Origin of the sequence: Streptomyces sp. CA-135486, from assembly GCF_050936555.1 — a bacterium.
GTDB lineage: Bacteria > Actinomycetota > Actinomycetes > Streptomycetales > Streptomycetaceae > Streptomyces.
The window spans coordinates 4,038,337-4,055,372 of record NZ_JBNJMM010000002.1 but is presented as its reverse complement, the minus strand read 5'-3'; the positions used below and the strand labels follow the sequence as shown (position 1 = coordinate 4,055,372).

Below are 17,036 nucleotides of genomic sequence, written 5' to 3'. Positions count from 1 at the left end.
CCCGCGCCGAGCGTTTACATGCCGAAGACGTACTTGTGGTTCGCCGCGTCGGTGAGGGTCCAGCCCTTCAGGCTGACGACCTTGCTGGTGGTGTTGCGGATCTTGGACGTACTCGGCATTCAGGCTCGTGGTGGAGCGGGTGAGCGTCCCTCACGTTCAGAGGCACCCCCCCAAATCGGCCCCGACAAGACGCCTAGACTAGACCCAACCCGCACAGCACGGGCGGCAGTTACAGAAACCGGACGCATCGACTTCAACGTCGCGGGGCGGGGCGTTGGTGGTTACAAGAGCGCCTCTGGTAGCCCCGGCACCAGCGAAGTCCCCGGCAGGGAGCAGTACACCAGTGGTGCGTTCGCAGGCACGGGATCCGCCGCTCGATGGGGCGTGTCGGGTCGAGCTACGACAATGCCTTGGGCCTGGTCCACGCGACCCCCCGACCCCTCGGGCGTGGATCACGGCAGGTGTCTTTTTGGGCTGGGAGCGGGTTCAGCCGACTTGGCCGGGGAATCGGGTGGTGGGATCAAGTTGGCTGAAGGCCCAGCGGACGAGGTCCTTGCTGAAGGTCAGATTCGGGTCATCATCAAGGGCGTCTTGAAGGATGACAGTGAGATTGGCCCAGGTGCGGAAGCAGCCGTGTCCTGCACAGTCATCGATCCACAGCAGCACTTCGTCCTCGACGCCGTTCCACAGTCGGTGGTAGCCGGGGATGACGGTGAGGATCTCGGCTGGGGTGAGGGGGCTGAACTGCTGCCAGCGGTGGACGCGTGAGTGCAGGGCGTTGCAGCGCAGAATCTTCTGGCGGGTGTTGCCGCTGCCGACGAGGACGGTGGCCAGGCTCTTCGCCGATTTGCTGTTCTTGTCCCACAGTTCCCGCAGATACTCGAGGGCGGTGGGCCCCAGGTGTTGCACTTCGTCCAGCAGGAGGAGGTGGAAGCTGCTGGCCAGTGCCTGCCTGATCTGGTCGTCGCAGATGTGGGTGGTGTTGACCGGTGCTGGACCGGGGAGGTCCAGGCCGTCCCACAGCGCTGCTCGGATCTGTGCCATGTGAGGGGCCTGGGCGAACTGCAGCCACACGGTGGCGTCGGGGGCGAGTTTGCGGCAGGCGGCGTTGACGGCGAACGTCTTGCCCAGGCCGACCTGTCCGTGGATGCAGATCATGGCCTTGCGGGTGATGGCTTTGCCGACCAGGGCTTCAGTGAGCAGGGCGGCGTCGGTGGCGACGGGAGCGGCGCGTTCAAGGCCGAGGAAGTGGTCATCGGTTTCTTCGGGGAGGCGGCCGGCGCGGAAAGGCGTGGTGGGCTCGGTGTTCATTGGCTGCCCTCGTCAGAGTGGTCGGGGCGGTCGGCGTTGGCGGGGCTGGTGCGGGAGCGGGGCACGGCCCAGCCGTCTGTGGGGGCGGGAAGGGGCAGGAAGCCGGGCAGTGCTTGGGTGTTCAGGTCGGCGCCGCCCAGGTCGTGCAGTTGCTGGATGGCCTGGTCCTGGGTGATGGCGTCCAGCCGGTGTGTGGGGCCTTTGTTGACGGCCGCGTAGCGGGCTTTGCGGCTCTTCTCTGCCTTCTGCTGCCGTGTGCGCAGTTCGTCGGCTTGGCGTCGCCGGGCGCGGTCCAGTTCGCGGCGTACGGCTGGGGGAGCCTGGTTGGCCATGACGGCGGAGCCGAGGTACTGGCCGGTTGTTGGTTCGTACAGTTCGACGTAGTGGTCGTGGTGGGGCATGTAGCGCAGGTGGACCTTCTCGCCGGTCTTGCCCACCATCCAGGGGTCGAAGTAGTCGCGGCTGCGCCAGCGGACGCCTTTGCTGGTGATGGTCAGCGGCTTTCCGAGGCGTTCCAGGGTGAAGGCGTGGATGTCCCTGGCGGTGACGGTCCTGATGGGAGTGGGGTCGGCGGCCCACGCCTGGGCGGGGGTCTTGCCGCCCAGATCCTTGATGGTGTGCTCGGTATTCCAGCGCCGCACCCAGTCCAGGAGCAGGGCGACGAAGACCTCGAAGTGGAGCAGTTCGCGGTCGGGGTCGATGGGTTTGCCGCCGGGCAGGGTGGGGGCGTCTGTGTAGCCGGGCATGTCGGCGAAGAGCATCTTCTTGACTGCGCCGTTGACCGCCTCGACGGTGGGCTTCAGGTCGGGGCGGCGGGGCGGCAGGACGATGAGCTCGGTGCCCAGCAGGTCCATCGCTTCACCGACGGTCTTGCACAGGAAGTCTTTGCCGCCGTCGACGCGCACCCGTTGAGGGCGGCCGCCGAACGGGCCGTGTTCGGAGGTGGTGAGCAGGGCGTCGCGCAGGGCGACGAGGATGCTTTCCCGGCTGGGTGTCTGCGGGGTGACGGCCAGGCCGCAGATGCCGTCGGTGGCGCATTCCACGAACCAGGTGATCCATGGTTTGCGGATGTGTCCGTCGATGATGACTTTGACGCTGGCCTCGACGTGGTCGGTCTCCCAGGCGTAGTTACGGTGGTGGCGATCTCGTTTGCCGAAGATGTCGAAGCGTCGGCGGGCGGCTTCTCCGCCGCGCAGGCCCGCGAGTTGCCCGCGGTTGAGCTGACGGTGCACAGCGCGGTGGAAGGTGGCCCGGGCTGGCACTTTGGGCAGCGTGGGGTCTTTTTGGGCTTCTGCGGTCAGTTCCAGGTGGGCGCGGGTGACGTTGCCGTACCAGCGCGCCAGTACGTCGAGCATGTGCTCGGTGAGTTCGAAGTGCGGCCGGCCAGCCGGGGTGTAGGTGCCGCCGTTGGCGTGGGCGTTGTCGATCCAGCGGCGCACGGTGCGGGTGGTGACGTCATGGGCGCGGGCGAGGGCGGCGATGCGACCGCTGGTGGGGGTGTGCTCGTCGGCGTCTTCCAGCAGCAGGCGTACGGCCAGGGCGCGCAGTTGGGTCGGGTCGGGGGGTGGTGGGGGCGCGTGCTTCATCAGTACCTGGTGTTCTTCTAGGGCTCGGTGGTGGGAGTCAGGCGGGGGCGAGGGTGAGCAGGCCGGCGCCGTATGCCTTGCCCTTGCCGATGCCTTCGCGCAGGGCGGTGGCGAGCAGGTCCGGGTCGGTGATGGCGGCTGTGCCGTCGAACTGGGTGAGTTTGTAGAAGGGGGCGGGCCGGTCGGGGCTGGGGAAGGGTCGGCGGAGGGTTTCGGTGGGTCCGGTCAGGTGCAGGCCGGCGGTGGTGGCTTGGCGCTGCCACCATGCCTGTGCGTCCTGGCCTTGCAGGGTGGTGATCTTGCCTCGGGGGCGGCGGCCGGTGACCGGGTCGGGTGGTGCGCCTGTGGGGCGGTATGCGGTGGGGGCGGCGGTGATGCGGTAGCGGACCGGCAGCCCAGGGGTGAGGGCGGTCAGTATGGGGGTCAGGTCTCGGGTGTCGGTGCTGCCGTAGCCGCCGGGTAGGCCTGTCAGGTCCGGGGTGTCGGCGGTCTGCACCAGCAGTAGGGGGTCCAGGCCGGGCTCGAGGCGGAACAGCAGCCCGCCGTTCTTGCGGGGCGTGGGGCCGGTGGGGTGGGCGAGCAGCCGCATGAGGGTCTTGTGCATTCCCGGCCGGTTGGCGAGGTCAACGCGGGCTTGGCGGTGACTGCGGTTGACGACGATGCGGGTCAAGGTCATGGGCATGAGGTGTCCTTGAGGATGTAGTCGGTGAGTGCCTCGATCGGCTGGGGCCCGGCGTACAGGGCGGCCGACAGGCTTTCGGTGGTCTGCCACAGCGGCCGCAGCAGATGGGTGCGGGTTTGGGTGGCGAAGTCGCTGGGCTGGCTGGGGCTTTCGCAGTGCGGAGCGTCGCCGGGGGCCGGGGGGTGTTCGTGGACGAAGGTGACCGGGATGTGGGTGGCGCCTGGAGCGGGCGGGCGCAGAAGGCTCAGCGGGACCGCGGTGCGTAGCGCGGCCACCGGGTCTGGGATATCGGTGTGGATGATCAGGGGTTCGTCGGGCAGGCAGTTGCGTCTGCCGAGGTAGGGCGAGAAGCGCGGCTGTGTCAGGGTGTCGGCGATGTGTTGCAGCAGTGGCGGGGAGGCTTGCACCGCGACGGTGAAGACGGCTCCGGCGAGGTAGTCGCGGTAGGTGACCAGCGTCGATTTGGCCTGGCTGCGGTATCCGCCGGCGGCGGTGCGCAGGCCCGTCCCGTGGGGGCGGCCGCCGCCGGCGGTCTGGAAGTCGCGGTGGCGGGTGCCGGGCCGGTCGATGCGGAGGGTGAAGACCAGGTCGTGGTGGCTGGGGGTGCCGGGCAGTTCCGGGTAGGGGTCCAGGGCCTGTTCTCGGGTGCGGCCCTGGGCTGCGGCGAACATGCCGATCAGCGCAGAGCGGGTGGGGAAGGCGGCGGTGTCGCGGTAGGGGAAGGCGGCTGTTTCTCCCCAGGACTGCAGCAGGCCGGCCAGGCGCAGTACCAGTCCCCTGCTCATGCCACGTCCCCGGTGGCGTGGGGGGTGGGGGCCAGTACGGCGGCCGCGCAGGCGGTGGCCAGGTCCTCGAATCCCGGGTGGCAGGTGCCCAGATGGTCGATGGGGTGGCCGGCGGCGGTGGCGTGGCCGTGCGCGATGCGGCGGCGGGTGCCGACCAGGCGGTCGATGGTGGCGGCGTAGTCGGCCAGTGTCTGTCGGGCGGGGGCGGTGTAGCCCTGTCCTCGGGCGGTCACGGGCTGTTCGAACGCCGCGCCGTAGGAGATCGGCCGCCGGTCGCGCACGACGTAGTGGACCAGGTCGGGTACGGAGTGCGGGGCGGTGGAGGTCTGCTTGCCGCGGGGCATCGCCATGGCGAACGTCCAGACGAACAGGTCGATCACTTTCGCCGCGGCGGCGGTGTCGCCGTCGAGGTTGGTGATGAGCGCGGTGGCGTTGACGGTGGCGAAGCGATAGAAAACCCCGGCGGTCAGGAACGCGGTCTCCAGGTGGGCGCTGCCTGACTCGTTGGGTCGGGGCCAGTCCTCGACGGCGGTGAAGAAGTCCGGCTGCAGGCGGGCGTCGTGGACGGTGAACGCCGGTGCCATCTGCACGGCGCCGTCTACGTGTCCGGTGGGAATCTCGGCGAGCATCCGCCCGAACAGGTTGATGGTGGTGGTGCGGCGGGTCAGCTCGGCGGCGATCTGTTTGGTGGGCAGGACTGGTGGAGCCTGCTTGCCGGTGGCGCTCTGGTCGGCCAGGGCCTGCTCGAGTTCGCCGCGGTGGACGGCGCAGATCTGCAGCAGACGGCCGGTGACGTCGACGGGCAGGTAGAGCATGGCCTGGGTGCGGTGGCCTTGTTGCGGGTTGGTCTTCAGCCCGCCGGTCTTGGCGCCCAGGGCGACCTGCGCGGCGGTGAAGTCCACCAGGTCCTCCGGCCAGCCCTGTTGGCGCAGGGCGTCGGCTAGGGCCGGGGGGACCATGCGGGTCCGGGCGGCGCTCTCGCCGAGTTCTTCCTCCATCTCCAGGCGCACCGGGCGCTTCCAGGCTGCGGAGGAGACCATTCCGCGTTCGGCGCCGCCCAGTTTGATCGTTTTTGGATGGCCGCTTTCCCCGCGGTTCAGGTTGGAGGCGGTGACCGGCTGGAGGACGTGGAGGTCCAAGAAACGGGAGCCGCTGGTCATGTCTTTAGTCCTTGATGGGGTTGAGGGTGAGGTAGAACGCATCCAGCCAGCGGGTGGCGACCTGGTCCGGGTCGAAGACGCGGACCGCGAGGTCGTCGAGCAGAACGGGCCAGTCCCAGACGAGTCCGGCGCGCAACAGCCGGCCGGTCAGGGAAGGCAACAGGTGCTGGTGCAGGTGGTCGTCGCCGACACGGACGATGACGTGCAAAAGGTCGTCCGTACGGTCCTCGTTGAAGTCGGCGCGGCGCACCGCACGTGCCATGGTCACGCCGAGGTTGGGGCGCTTGCGCCAGGCTGTGGCCGTGTAGGCATCGGGGTCGAGCTGCCCGGGACTGGGGGCGTCCGACGGGCTGGGCAGAGGGTTGTCTGCGGCTGTGCGGGAGGGCACCGCAGGTGTGCCGCTGGGGCTGGCGGCGGACAGATGAGGGGCGGCCGGGGAGGGCTGTGCTGCGAGTTCGTCGGCAGTCTGCCGCGGGGCGGGGGTGGGGCGGGTGCGCAGTGCTTCGAGGGGGTCGGCCAGGGCGATGAGGGAGGCGACGGTGTAGTGGGCGCGGCGCTGGCCGTGGCCGGCGGTGCGCACGGTCAGGTACTTGTGCATCCTCAGGCATTCCTTGACCGGTCGGCCGCGGCCGTCCTGGAGGTCTCTGCGCACGCCGAGGTCGGTGCACAGTTCGAGGACCTCGGCGGTGAAGTCCTGGTAATGGCGGCGGCGTTCGGCGGCCGTGGACATCAGCGGCGGTCCTCTTCCGGGCGGGTGCGTGGGGGCCGGTGGAGTTCGGCCACGGCGGCGGCGACCGCGCGGGCGGCATGCCTCAGGCGGATACGGTCGCCTGCGGTGGCGGTACGCAGTGCCTGCTCCGCGGCGGTGGCGAACGTGTGCCGGGCGGAGAGGTCCGGTTGGTCGAGCAGGTGCCAGAACGCGTGCTCGGCCAGTGGCCAGTACGCTGCGCGGGCCGATGCTGCCCAGGGGGACGCGGACTTCTTCTCGGCCTTGCCGAGGGTGCGGCCATCTGCGGCGCGGCCGGGGCCGTTGACAGTGTGCTTCCATGCCTGGCCGGCCAGATAGGTCAGCCGCCCGGCGTGATGTTCTGCCGCCGCGACGCATTCGGCGATCCGCACGGCGCGTTCCGGATCATGTTCCTGGGCCCAGGCCAGGATCGGTGGGGTGATCGCGGTGTACCAGCGGCGGTTGTTGACCTTGCCGTCCTGGTCGAAGCCGTGGACGCGGACCCGGAGGCTGGTGCGCACGTGTTCGGGCAGGTCGTTGAGGGTGTCGAAGATCTGCGGGCGGCGGAAGGCGTGGCGTTCGTCCGGAGCCAGCAGCAGCGCGTCCAGTTCCCGCCACCAGGCCTTGTCTGCGTCCGCTCGCCGCGGGTACCGGCGCTGCTCGGGTTTGGCGTTTGCGTTGGTGTGGATGACCAGGTAGGGGTCGGTGGCCGGCAGCGGTGGACGTTCGGTGGCCCAGGTCAGATACACATCGCTGACGTACGAGCCGTCGTGGCCGGGCACCAGCAGCAGCGCATGCTGGGAACGGCCGGTCAGGATCCGCCCCGGCCAGGTCATCGGGGCGGGTGGGGCGTCGGGGGCGGGCGGGGTGGGGTCTTCCCATGGGCACAGATCGGTGCCGGTCTGCTCGCCGGTGAGTTTCGGGATCTGGGCCAGGAACGTCTCGTGCAGGGTGCGGCCCAGCGGGTGGAAGGAGACCGTCGAGCGCAGCGGTCCGCTTCGCCCGCCCAGGTGTCGGGGGGCGCGACGGCCGACGGTGCGTGGTGTGCCGCCGCCGCAGGCGCCGTAGTAGTGGTGGACGAGCAGGTGTTGCAGGGCCTGGGCGGTCGGTACGGGCACCGGATCGAGGTCGTGGTGCGGGCTCAGCCAGGCCAGGTTGTTGCCGGCCGGGCGGCCGAAGACCAGTTTGTTGATACCCGAGAGGGCTTTGCACTGGGATGCCAGGAGCGGGTCCTGCAGCCAGGGCCGCACCAGGTCGAACACCTCAAAGCAGTGGGCTTTGTTGTCGAAATAGGCGTTCACCGCGGCGGGCTTGAAGCCGTCGGGTGCGGACAGCAGATCCCAGCGGCGGGTGTTCCACTGATCGGCGGATAACGTCGAATCATCCAGGCCGGTGATGCGGGCGGTGATGGCAGCAGCGATGCGTAGCAGCCCGGACGCGGACGGCGCGATCGGTATGGCCAGGTCATCGACGGTGTGGGCGTCGAGGAACAATTCCCGCAGTCCCACCTGGCGGTAGGTGGTGCCGCGTCGGACATCGATCCAGGGATCGTCGGCGGCACTGAAACGGGCGGGAACACAGGGCATCAAGGGGCGTCTCCTGCGGACGAAGACACAGCACTGCCTGGGCCCCTGGACAGCAGTCCGGGTCCGGCAGGCCACGCAGAGGAAGAGGGGGAGGTCGTGCGACGTGTCGGCCTCGAAGGGCCGAGGCGGGAGGGGAAAGGAAGCTGGCCAAGTGTCAGGGGCTGGTACGGCAGCCTGCGCCCCAACGCGGTGTCCGGCTCGGCGGATGCGTCGAGCGGAACGCGCGTTCATGCCGAAGGCACGGAGTGGGACCGGCACACCGCCGCTCATGCTTGTGGCGTGACGGTTGCGTCCCTCTCCGAGCCGTCTGGCTCTCTGAACACCCCAGAGACAATCACACCGTAACCAACCATGTCCAATGAGTGAGAAAGTGCGATTATCAGCATTTTCCACATGTGTTTCGGCCCGTCCCGCCGCTGAGATGCGGCAGGTCATAGACGAGCGGGTGCTGCGGTTCCCTGCATGCGCCCGCCCGACACCAGTACCCGCAGCTTGATCTGCCGCGCCGGCCTCGGGCGGGTCAGTTCACCCTGTCGTGAACCAGGCCCAGTTCGTCGTCCATGCGCAGGCGATGAGGTCCATAGTGCTCGGAGTGGGCGTGGTCGCAGGCAGGGGTGGGCAGCAAGACCAGGTCGGCAAGCAGCGGATGCTGCTCCCAGCTGGCCGGAGGACAGTGCTGCGGGCCGCGGCGGGCGACCCAGGCGGCTGGCACGGGCACGGTGTGCTGCAGGATATGGCGTACCTGGCGGGGGCTCAGGTACCTCTGGTCGGGCAGCGACTGCGTACCCGCACGGTCCAGGGCCAGTTCGCCGCCAGAGGTCAGATAGCAGGGCAGCAGACGTCGTGGCAGGGTGCCCAGGCGGGTGGCAGCCTGGGCGGCGGTCAGATACTGACGATGCAGGTCGGCCAGGGCCGATACCCGGTCGTGCGGCGGGATCAGGTGCACGGCGCTGAGGTGTTCCTCGGCCCTGGAGCGCTCCAGGTGTCCTGCCAGCAGCCGGCGCAGGTTCGCCGTCTCCTCGGCGAACGGAGAGTCCTCGCCGTGGACCTGCTCGACCAGATCCTGCACGTCGCCGGGCACGCCCAGCTGCAAGTCATAATTCTTGGCCTGCAGGAGGGCCGCGGTGGCGTGCAGCAGGAATGCCGGCTCCACGGTGCGCCACTCGGCCGGGACTGCGGTGGCCCCCGCGGCGCCGAGCGGCTGTAGAACCGTCAGGTGCGGCACGCCGTCGGAGTTCCACCAGCGCGGGCGGCGGGCGGTGTTCTGCCAGGCCAGGTAGAAGCGCGCGAGGCGGCCGGCGCGCTGCAGCAGCCGGGCGATCGAGGCCAGGTCACTGACCATCATGTCAACGTCGATGTCCAAGCTGGTGTCCAGCATGCTCGTGGTCACCACGACCAGCCGGTGCGGGCGGGGCCCGGACGGCCCGAGAGCCCGGCGCACCCAGCCGGTGCGCTGTTCGCGCACCCAGCCGGGGAACCGCGCATGCAGCAGCAGCAGTTCCCCCGGATCGCCCGTCCAGGACCGTTGCAGATATCGGTAGGTGTCCTGGCTGTCGGCGACCGTCGCGCATGCCACCGTTGCGCAGCCGCCCTCACGGGCCACCTGTCCGATCGTCTGGCCGATCACGGCGAGCCGCTCGTGCGGTTCCACGTCCCGGTTCACGTCACGCAGCCGCCGGTAGGTCACCGCGCGCATGGTCATCCGCAGTGGGCGGCTCTGGGCCCGGGAATGCCGGATGCGGGCTGTGTCCTCCATCCGGTGGGCGGTGCCGGTGGCGGCATCGGCGAACAGCCACCCCGGGTAGGCCGGCGCATAGTCCGCGGCCGCAAGCCGGGCCGGCTCATGTCCGGCGCCAGCCAGGTACGCGGCCACCATGGCGCTGCTGGTTGAGGCGGGCATCGTCGCCGACAGCAGCACCACTGGTGTACGCAGACTCCCCAGCCAGCGCAGCAGTCGCAGCAACTGCAGGTGGCTGTACGGGGTCAAGGCGTGGGCTTCGTCGACGACCACCGTCTTGCCCGACAGGGCCAGCAACCGCAGCGCGCTGAACTGCACCGGCAGCACCGCCATCTGCGCCTGATCGACGGTCGCCGCGCTGAACTGGGCCAGCAGCGCCGCGTCCTGGCCGCGCAGGAAGCCCTCCGGCGCGGTCACCTCCCGCGCCGCCTGCCACTCCCCCGCCTCTGTCGGCTCCAGCGCTCCGCTGTCCCGGCCGGCCGCACCGCCCTCGGCGGGTGCCGGAATGTCGGCCGGGCGGGTGCCGTCAGGCATCAGTGTGGTCACGGCACCGGCAGGATCAGCGTGCCCGCTGGCCGCCTCGCTGGTGAGCCGTGTGTCGGTGTAGGCGGCGTTCAGCCGGCTGTGGCCGTGGACCAGCGTCACCGGCGCACGCTCGGGCCGGTGGGCGCGCACATACGTTTCCAGCGTCTCCCACGCGGCGTCGGTGGTCGCGGTGGTCGGCATCAGCCACGCCACGCCGGCCGTGCCGCACCCGCCGTTGCAGATCCGGCTGACCTCCAGCGCGCCGACGCTCTTGCCCGATCCCGTACCGTCGGCAATCACCGTGATGCCGACGCCGTACTCGCCCACCAAACCGGGCAGCTGCGCCATCAGCGAAGCCTGCAGAGCGTTGGGGCCCTTCAAGTGCGGGTGGGCGGTGGTGAACGGGAGCGGCTCCAGGTCGACGCGCTCCAACTCCGCCTCATCGACCGTCTCGACCGCCCAAGCGCGGGCGGTCGCGAAGTGCTCGGCTGCGCCGAACGCCGGCATGTGCGCTGCCCCCTCCCAGTGCCCGCGCTGCCCGGACAGCCGGCCCGCCAGCATCCCCACGCCGGTCAGCAGAACCGCCGCCTGCACCGAAACGCGCTCCGGAACCGTCACGGCACCGGTCAGATACCGCAGCAGCGCCGCGTAGCGGGCCCGTAACTCCCGCCAGGTTGGTCCGCCCGCCGTGTCCGCGACCCTCCGCACGGCAGCGCCACCGCTCACATCGACCTGCAGGAACCGGCCCCCCATGCCCCCGACCACCTGCGCGCAACGTAGCGCCGGACTGCTGTTGCCGCCGACGGCGAAGCCGAACCCGCCCAGCACACCGAGCGCCACATGCATCGAGGACCGGTCCACCTCCACCGGTACCTGCGGGATACGGCCCGCCCCGGCCACCAGATCCTCACCCAGCCGCTCCCACGCGCCACGCTCACGCCGCTGGAAGCCCGGCACCAGCTTGCCCAACTCCCGCAAGCCCGCCAGCAACGCCGTCAGCGACCGCGCCTGCTCCTCGCCCACACCCAGGCCCTCAGCGATCACCGCACGCTGCGACGCGCTCAAGAACCGGTCCCACAACACCGCCGCAACCGCCGCGTCATCCAGCATCCGAAACAGCAACGGATACGACGTCCACGTCGCTGCATCAAACTCCGCCCACACCCTAAGGTCGATACCGCCGAACCGTGCATCCTCAACCACCCCCACCCGCAACCCCTTTCAGCCCCGGTCCCACTCATCGCACCAGTCGATCACGTTCAGCACACTAGGCTTAACGGCATGTCACCGGACACCAGGACAGCCTGCCTTGCACCACCAGCGGCACCGAGACCGCCGACTTCGCCCCGCACACGCAGGGATGACTCAGCGGCCTGATTGCGCTTATTGCTCCACCCGCTTCCCGCCCCGCACACGCAGGGATGACACGGTCTTCTCCAACCCGCGCAACGGCACCGCGGGCCCCTCCCCGCAAACGCAGGGATGACACGCCGGTGAGGAGCGGGGCTGGCAGTACCGGTGACCCCACCCCGCACCCGCAGGAATGGCCCGTTCGTGTCCACGAGGGGTAAGCCGAACTCCAACTCCGCCCAGACACGCAGGGATGACTCGCACGGCGCTGGCCTGATCGCCGGATCCCACGAATCCGCCCCGCACATGCAGGGATGACACCATGCAGTCGGCGTCGGTCAGTTCGTCCTCGTCCTCAGCCCCGCACACGCGGGGATGACTCACGGGTCCAGTCGCAGCGCACGCCCTGGGACAGCTCCGCCCCGCACACGCAGAGACGACTCTCAGGACTCCATGCTGCTTACCGAGTTCGGCCCCAATCGCCCCGCACAGGCGGGGATGACTCCTGATCGGCCGCCATCACACCCGGACGGATTCCCTCCGCCCCGCACACGCGGGGACGAACTCTCAGGTGTAGCAGGTGCCATCGCGTACCGTCCCCGGGCCCCGTCCTGCCGGGCCACGTCACTCCCCGGTGGCCGGAGCCAATCCGCTAACACACCGGTCTCACCCGCCGTGACCAAGATCAGCCACACGAACCAGTGTTGCGACCAGACAAAAACCATAGTGGGCTCTGGTAACGTCCCAGCTCAGCAAGCCTCCGCCCCGCCACACGCAGGGATGACTCGTTCGGTGACCTCATCACCCTGGCCGCTCAGGGCTCCACCCCGCACACGCAGGGATGACTCCGGCCAGACCTACCAGCCCCGGCTCCTCGGCGGCTCCGCCCCGCACATGCAGGGATGACTCGCGGGTCCAGTCGCAGCGCACGCCCTGGGACAGCTCCGCCCCGCACATGCAGGGATGAGTCGGCGCATACGCTCGCGAGCCACAGCATGATGAGCTCCGCCCTGCACACGCAGGGATGACTCCAGCCTGTGGACCAATCCCGACGACAATCAGGGCGCCGCCCCGCACGCGCAGGGATGGCTCAGTCCGGTACGCGTGCGCCGTCACCATCGCCCACTCCACCCCGCACACGCAGGGATGACTCCCGGCTCAGCAGCGCGTCACTCAGGTGCGCCCCCTCCGCCCCGCACACGCAGGGATGACACCTACTCGAAGGCCTCCCCATTGAGTAACTGCGCCTCTGCCCCGCCACACGCAGGGATGACTCCGAGAGCCGCCTCATGACCGACGGACAGATCTTCTCCGCCCCGCACACGCGGGGAAGACTCGACCAGCGGCAACCTCACCGCCCGCGCCAGGAACTCCGCCCCGCCACACGCAGGGATGGCTCTCAGGCGCAGTATCATCGAGTGCCGTCCCCGACCCCGTCCTGACGGGCCACGACACCACTCCCCCGATGGCCGGGGCGAATCCACTGCCGCACCGATCTCACCCGCCGTGACCAAGCTCAGCCACGCGAACCAGTCTTGCGGACAGCAAAAACTGCAGTGGGCTCTAACGCCCCAGCTCACAAGTCTCCGCCCCGCACACGCAGGGATGACACCTCACGGTCGGTCAGGCCGCCGTCCTTCTTGGGCTCCGCCCCGCACACGCAGGGATGACACCACGGCAGTCCATACATCGCGGTCGAACCACTTCCGGCCCCGCACACGCAGGGTTGATTCGCTCACCGGGGGCGGCCCTGACATCCTGCATGTCCCTGCCGAAGCATGAGTCATCCGACAGCAAGCCCTCTTCAGGTGGCAGGGAGCTGGGTCCCCTCCTTCGCAGGACCCGGCGCCCAACACTGGGCACCCGACCCACGCAGCCGACCTCGCCCCCGCTAAATGGAAGAACCTGCAGGTCAGGTAGGGACCGCTATCGGGATTCTCACTTCAATGTCCTGCAATGTCCCATATGACGTCACGTCAACTTCTCACCGGCTGCCGCTCTTGATTCTGCCAGGGATCGGCAAATGAGCACGTGACATGGGGTGCAGCAACAGAGGAACACAGGACATCACTATGAGAGCCTCGTCGGACATCAAAGTGAGACTCAGCAGCTCGGCGTCGGTGGCGTCGACGCCGAGGAATTCCAGCCCGCGGGAGGCCAGGGAGCGGGTGGTCTGGCGGAAGAGGAGCCGGTGTGGGATCAGGCCGCGGATGATGGCGCCTTTCTCGCTGTCGGCCGGCCCGATGTCGTCCGGGTCGTGACTGCCGACGTACGCGGCGGCGTTGTGCTTGCGGCCGTCACGCATGAGCTCCAGCAGCAGCTCCAGGCCCTCGTCCGAGCTGGTGAGCCACCAGCATTCGTCGAAGACGGCGACGCCGAACTCGTGCTTTGAGGCCATGACGGTCTCGCGGGCGACGGCGGCGATCAGGTACATCAGTGAGCGGCCCAGGACTTTCTCGAACTCCAGGCGCTCGATGCGGTGATCGGAGGCGAGCTCGCTCTTCTTCGGCAGCGCGAGGGAGTTGACCAGGAAGACGACGGAGTCGGCCCGGGCGGTGTCTTCGACCGGCAGCGTCTCGTCGAAGACCACCGCGGCGAGGTCCTTGCGCGCAACGGCCTTCAGCTTGCGGGCCAAGTTGCGGGCCGGGGTGTCCTGTTCTCCACGCCGGGTGAGCTCGTCCATCAGGGCGCGCATGGACGGTTCGGGGCGCTCCAGGACGGCCTGGACCGCCTCGGAGAGTGCGACGCCTTCCAGGTCCATCGGCTTCACGCCGAGCAGCAGGGTCAGGAAGGACTCGCAGAAGCGGGCGGCGACCTTCGGGCTGTCCTTTACGTACAGGCGCAGCGGATCCAGGAAGACTTCGGCGCTCTGGTCGATTCGGATGACCTGGGTGGTGCCAGGGCAGGCGCTGGCGAAGCGTGCCCACTCCTCTTCCTTCGTGCGGTCGACGATGACCGCGCGGCCACGCGAGTTGGGCTTGCCGGGCTGGTGGCCGCGGGCGAGGACGTTGTAGACCGCGGACTTGAGTCCGACGGACTTGCCGGCGCCGAGCTCGCCGGTGAACGCCATCGATGCGGACGCGTTCTCGCGGGGGCCGCGGGCGGGGTCGACCATCACCGGCCGGGCGCCGCCGGAGGCGAGCTGAAGGCCGAACAGGCCGCCGCGCTCGTCGCCGAGCTGGGAGCCGCACCAGGGCATGGCCATACGAGCCGGTCCCGGACACCGCGGCAGCCGCCCGCGCCGGCACGACGGCCGGCGCTGGAACCCCCGGCTTCCTGATGCTCAACTACGGGGCGACTATGCCCACTGGCCACCCACCTGGCCCACGTCGGCTACGGAGCCAGCGTCGGAGGTTTCACCACCCTCGGTTGCTGACGGCATCTCCCAATCCAGCGACGGTGCACCCACGCGCCCGGCCATGTCATTGTTCCCCGCGAGGTTCTCTTGCTATGAGCGGGAAGCGAGCGGTGCGCAGCCCTGTATGAGCGGGCCTGTGCCGCTCGGGGCGGCATTCGCGGTGTTGTCACTGACGTGCGCGGACTTCGATCTGTCCGTCGCGGACACGGGTTTCGTAGCTGGGCTGGGGTGTGGTGGCGGGGCCGCGGACGATGTGTCCGTCAGCGAGGGCGAAGGTGCTGCCGTGCCATGGGCAGGTGACGCAGCCATCGTCGATCTTGCCCTCATCCAGGGGTCCTCCCATGTGACTGCAGGTGCTCCCCAGCGCCAGCACGTCACCTGCTTCGCGGCAGAGCAGGACCGGCGTGTCTGCGGCGAGGACCCTACGGTGTTCGCCCTCGCGGAGCTCTGAGTCCGCGATCACCGGTGTCCATTCCGCCGGGTGGTCCTCGAACGCGGTGTGGTTGACGTTGACAGCCTTCACGTAGGCGAGATGGCCGCCGAGGTAGCCCCCGGCCAGCAGAGCACCGAAGCCGACCATGCCCAGGGCCTTGCCGAAGCGGCGATTCCCGGCTCGTCGGGCCAGGAGAGAGGCCACGTACAAGGTCAGTGCGGTCACGTTCGCTCCTGCGTGCACCAGGCCGACGCGCCTGGCCTCTCCGTAGGTGTCCGACCAGTCGTTCAGGCCGGTGGCGGCGGTCGGCACCGCGGTGGCGATGCCTGCGGCGACCAGCAGGTCGGCTGCAGGCTCCGCGGACCGCCCCCCCACGGTGTCCAGCAGGACCGACATGGTCCATGCCCCGATTGGCAGATCCGTGAGCACCGGATGCAGCGGATGGCCCAGGTTCGTTCCGCTGAGGAGGTTGCGGACCGGCCGCGGCCGCACCACGCGGCCGACTGCTCGAGCCACGGGAGCCGCCACCGAATCCAGCGCGCCAAGACGCTCCAGTCGTCTGGCGAACTGATGAAGGACGGCCATTTCATGCTCTCCTCACCGGGGTATTGCACAGGTCGCTTCCTACTCCCCTATCCGCGACGGGACGAGCGATAACGGGCTAACCGGGTACCGTACGGAGCGGCTCATCACCCTTATCCAAGGAGCTCGAGTTCAGGGAGAACCGCAGAACACCGCCCGTCTGAGGGCCTTCAGCCGCAGTCGGCGAGACGGTCGTGTTCCGGCGTGGCCGGTGGCGGCGTGTGCTGGAGGTGGCCGGGTCGCCGAGCTGTACGTTGCGCTGCTGGTAGCTCCCGCGGTCGGGCACATGTGTGGCTCCCGAGATGATCCGGATGCCGAGGCCGCGGGGAGCGGCAGGCGACGGCCGATGAGTTTCTCCGTGATCCGCAGTCAGAGATCATGGTTGGTGCGCCGCAGCCGCGAGTGTGGTCGAAGCGTGCACGACCGCACCTGCTGAGAACCAGACACGAGACCCGAGGAACCTTTGATGCGAACCCTGATCAGCACCGCCTTCGTCTCGCTCGACGGCGTCGTGGAAGCCCGGGCGGCGAGTCCGGTTACCGGAACTCCGGGTGGACCTTCAAGGACATCGAGTTCCTCCCCGAGGCATTCGCCATCAAGGGCCGGGAGCAGAAGGAAGCCACTGCGATACTGCTGGGCCGGACCAGCTACGAGGCGTTCAGCCCGGTGTGGCCCGACATGGAGGACTTCGCCGAATACAAGGTGATGCCGAAGTACGTCGTCTCCACCACCCTCACCAAGGACGACCTGGTGTCCAACTGGGGCGAGACCACGATCCTGCGCTCGCTCGACGACGTCGCCGCGCTGAAGGAGACCGAGGGCGGCCCGATCATCCTCCATGGCAGCGCCGCCCTGAACCAGAGCCTTTCCGACGCCGGCCTGATCGACCGCTACCACCTGCTCGTCTTCCCGCTCCTGCTCGGCGCGGGCAAGCGGCTGTTCAGCACCACAGACAAGGACACCCAGAAGCTGAAGCTGGTCGAGCACGAGGTCTACGCCAACGGCCTGCAGAAGAACGTCTTCGACGTCGTCCGCTGACAAGGGCTCCCGTACCCGCCCCACCCTCGCCGAAGGCAGCGATAAGTAACCCGAGCATCCGCGCCGCGGGACCTGTTCGAGCCCCGCGGTACGAACGCTCGCCCCCGGTGCTGTCGCTTCTCGCGACCATCGAACACGCCGGTTGCGGGGCGCCTCCCAAAACGATGCACAACCG

General features: G+C 69.1%; 10 protein-coding genes and 1 pseudogene. 1 reads left to right on the top strand and 10 read right to left on the bottom strand.

Annotated features, from left to right (window positions below; all coding sequences use genetic code 11):
- Positions 1–486 precede the first annotated feature (486 nt).
- From ACQEVG_RS38105 to ACQEVG_RS38060, 10 genes are all read right to left on the bottom strand, one after another.
- Positions 487–1,311: an AAA family ATPase gene (locus ACQEVG_RS38105; protein WP_432984836.1), complete on the bottom strand. Its 825-nt coding sequence runs from the start codon at positions 1,309–1,311 to the stop codon at positions 487–489.
- Entirely contained in the window at positions 1,308–2,897 is a 1,590-nt protein-coding gene (locus ACQEVG_RS38100; protein ID WP_432984833.1) for a Mu transposase C-terminal domain-containing protein, read from the bottom strand. The genes ACQEVG_RS38105 and ACQEVG_RS38100 overlap by 4 nt, the downstream gene beginning before the upstream one ends.
- Positions 2,898–2,934: 37 nt before the next feature.
- Positions 2,935–3,573, bottom strand: a complete 639-nt coding sequence (locus tag ACQEVG_RS38095) for a type I-E CRISPR-associated protein Cas6/Cse3/CasE (RefSeq protein WP_432984830.1) — start codon at positions 3,571–3,573, stop codon at positions 2,935–2,937.
- On the bottom strand, positions 3,570–4,364 hold the full coding sequence (gene cas5e, locus ACQEVG_RS38090; RefSeq protein ID WP_432984827.1) for a type I-E CRISPR-associated protein Cas5/CasD: 795 nt from the start codon (positions 4,362–4,364) through the stop codon (positions 3,570–3,572). Before cas5e ends, ACQEVG_RS38095 begins: the two co-directional genes overlap by 4 nt.
- A complete protein-coding gene (gene cas7e / locus ACQEVG_RS38085; protein ID WP_432984823.1) occupies positions 4,361–5,524 on the bottom strand; it encodes a type I-E CRISPR-associated protein Cas7/Cse4/CasC in 1,164 nt (387 codons plus the stop codon). The genes cas5e and cas7e overlap by 4 nt, the downstream gene beginning before the upstream one ends.
- A 4-nt stretch (positions 5,525–5,528) precedes the next feature.
- Complete coding sequence (locus ACQEVG_RS38080; protein ID WP_432984820.1) at positions 5,529–6,254, bottom strand: hypothetical protein; 726 nt, start codon at positions 6,252–6,254, stop codon at positions 5,529–5,531.
- Positions 6,254–7,837, bottom strand: a complete 1,584-nt coding sequence (casA, locus tag ACQEVG_RS38075) for a type I-E CRISPR-associated protein Cse1/CasA (protein ID WP_432984817.1) — start codon at positions 7,835–7,837, stop codon at positions 6,254–6,256. Before casA ends, ACQEVG_RS38080 begins: the two co-directional genes overlap by 1 nt.
- A gap of 520 nt (positions 7,838–8,357) precedes the next feature.
- Positions 8,358–11,264: an HD domain-containing protein gene (locus ACQEVG_RS38070; protein WP_432985495.1), complete on the bottom strand. Its 2,907-nt coding sequence runs from the start codon at positions 11,262–11,264 to the stop codon at positions 8,358–8,360.
- A 2,170-nt stretch (positions 11,265–13,434) separates the two neighbouring features.
- Positions 13,435–14,655, bottom strand: coding sequence for an ATP-binding protein (locus ACQEVG_RS38065; RefSeq protein ID WP_432992728.1), 1,221 nt, complete (start codon positions 14,653–14,655; stop codon positions 13,435–13,437).
- A gap of 319 nt (positions 14,656–14,974) precedes the next feature.
- Entirely contained in the window at positions 14,975–15,826 is an 852-nt protein-coding gene (locus ACQEVG_RS38060) for a Rieske 2Fe-2S domain-containing protein (RefSeq protein ID WP_432992725.1), read from the bottom strand.
- Between the two features lie 463 nt (positions 15,827–16,289).
- Between ACQEVG_RS38060 and ACQEVG_RS38055 the strand changes: the two are divergent.
- A pseudogene (locus ACQEVG_RS38055) lies at positions 16,290–16,861 on the top strand (dihydrofolate reductase family protein).
- The last annotated feature ends 175 nt before the right edge of the window (positions 16,862–17,036 follow it).

Coding starts and splice junctions, on each gene's coding strand:
- ACQEVG_RS38105 (WP_432984836.1), bottom strand. CDS start 1,311: ATGAACACCGAGCCCACCACGCCTTTCCGCGCCGGCCGCCTCCCCGAA.
- ACQEVG_RS38100 (WP_432984833.1), bottom strand. CDS start 2,897: ATGAAGCACGCGCCCCCACCACCCCCCGACCCGACCCAACTGCGCGCC.
- ACQEVG_RS38095 (WP_432984830.1), bottom strand. CDS start 3,573: ATGACCTTGACCCGCATCGTCGTCAACCGCAGTCACCGCCAAGCCCGC.
- cas5e (WP_432984827.1), bottom strand. CDS start 4,364: ATGAGCAGGGGACTGGTACTGCGCCTGGCCGGCCTGCTGCAGTCCTGG.
- cas7e (WP_432984823.1), bottom strand. CDS start 5,524: ATGACCAGCGGCTCCCGTTTCTTGGACCTCCACGTCCTCCAGCCGGTC.
- ACQEVG_RS38080 (WP_432984820.1), bottom strand. CDS start 6,254: ATGTCCACGGCCGCCGAACGCCGCCGCCATTACCAGGACTTCACCGCC.
- casA (WP_432984817.1), bottom strand. CDS start 7,837: ATGCCCTGTGTTCCCGCCCGTTTCAGTGCCGCCGACGATCCCTGGATC.
- ACQEVG_RS38065 (WP_432992728.1), bottom strand. CDS start 14,655: ATGGCCATGCCCTGGTGCGGCTCCCAGCTCGGCGACGAGCGCGGCGGC.
- ACQEVG_RS38060 (WP_432992725.1), bottom strand. CDS start 15,826: ATGGCCGTCCTTCATCAGTTCGCCAGACGACTGGAGCGTCTTGGCGCG.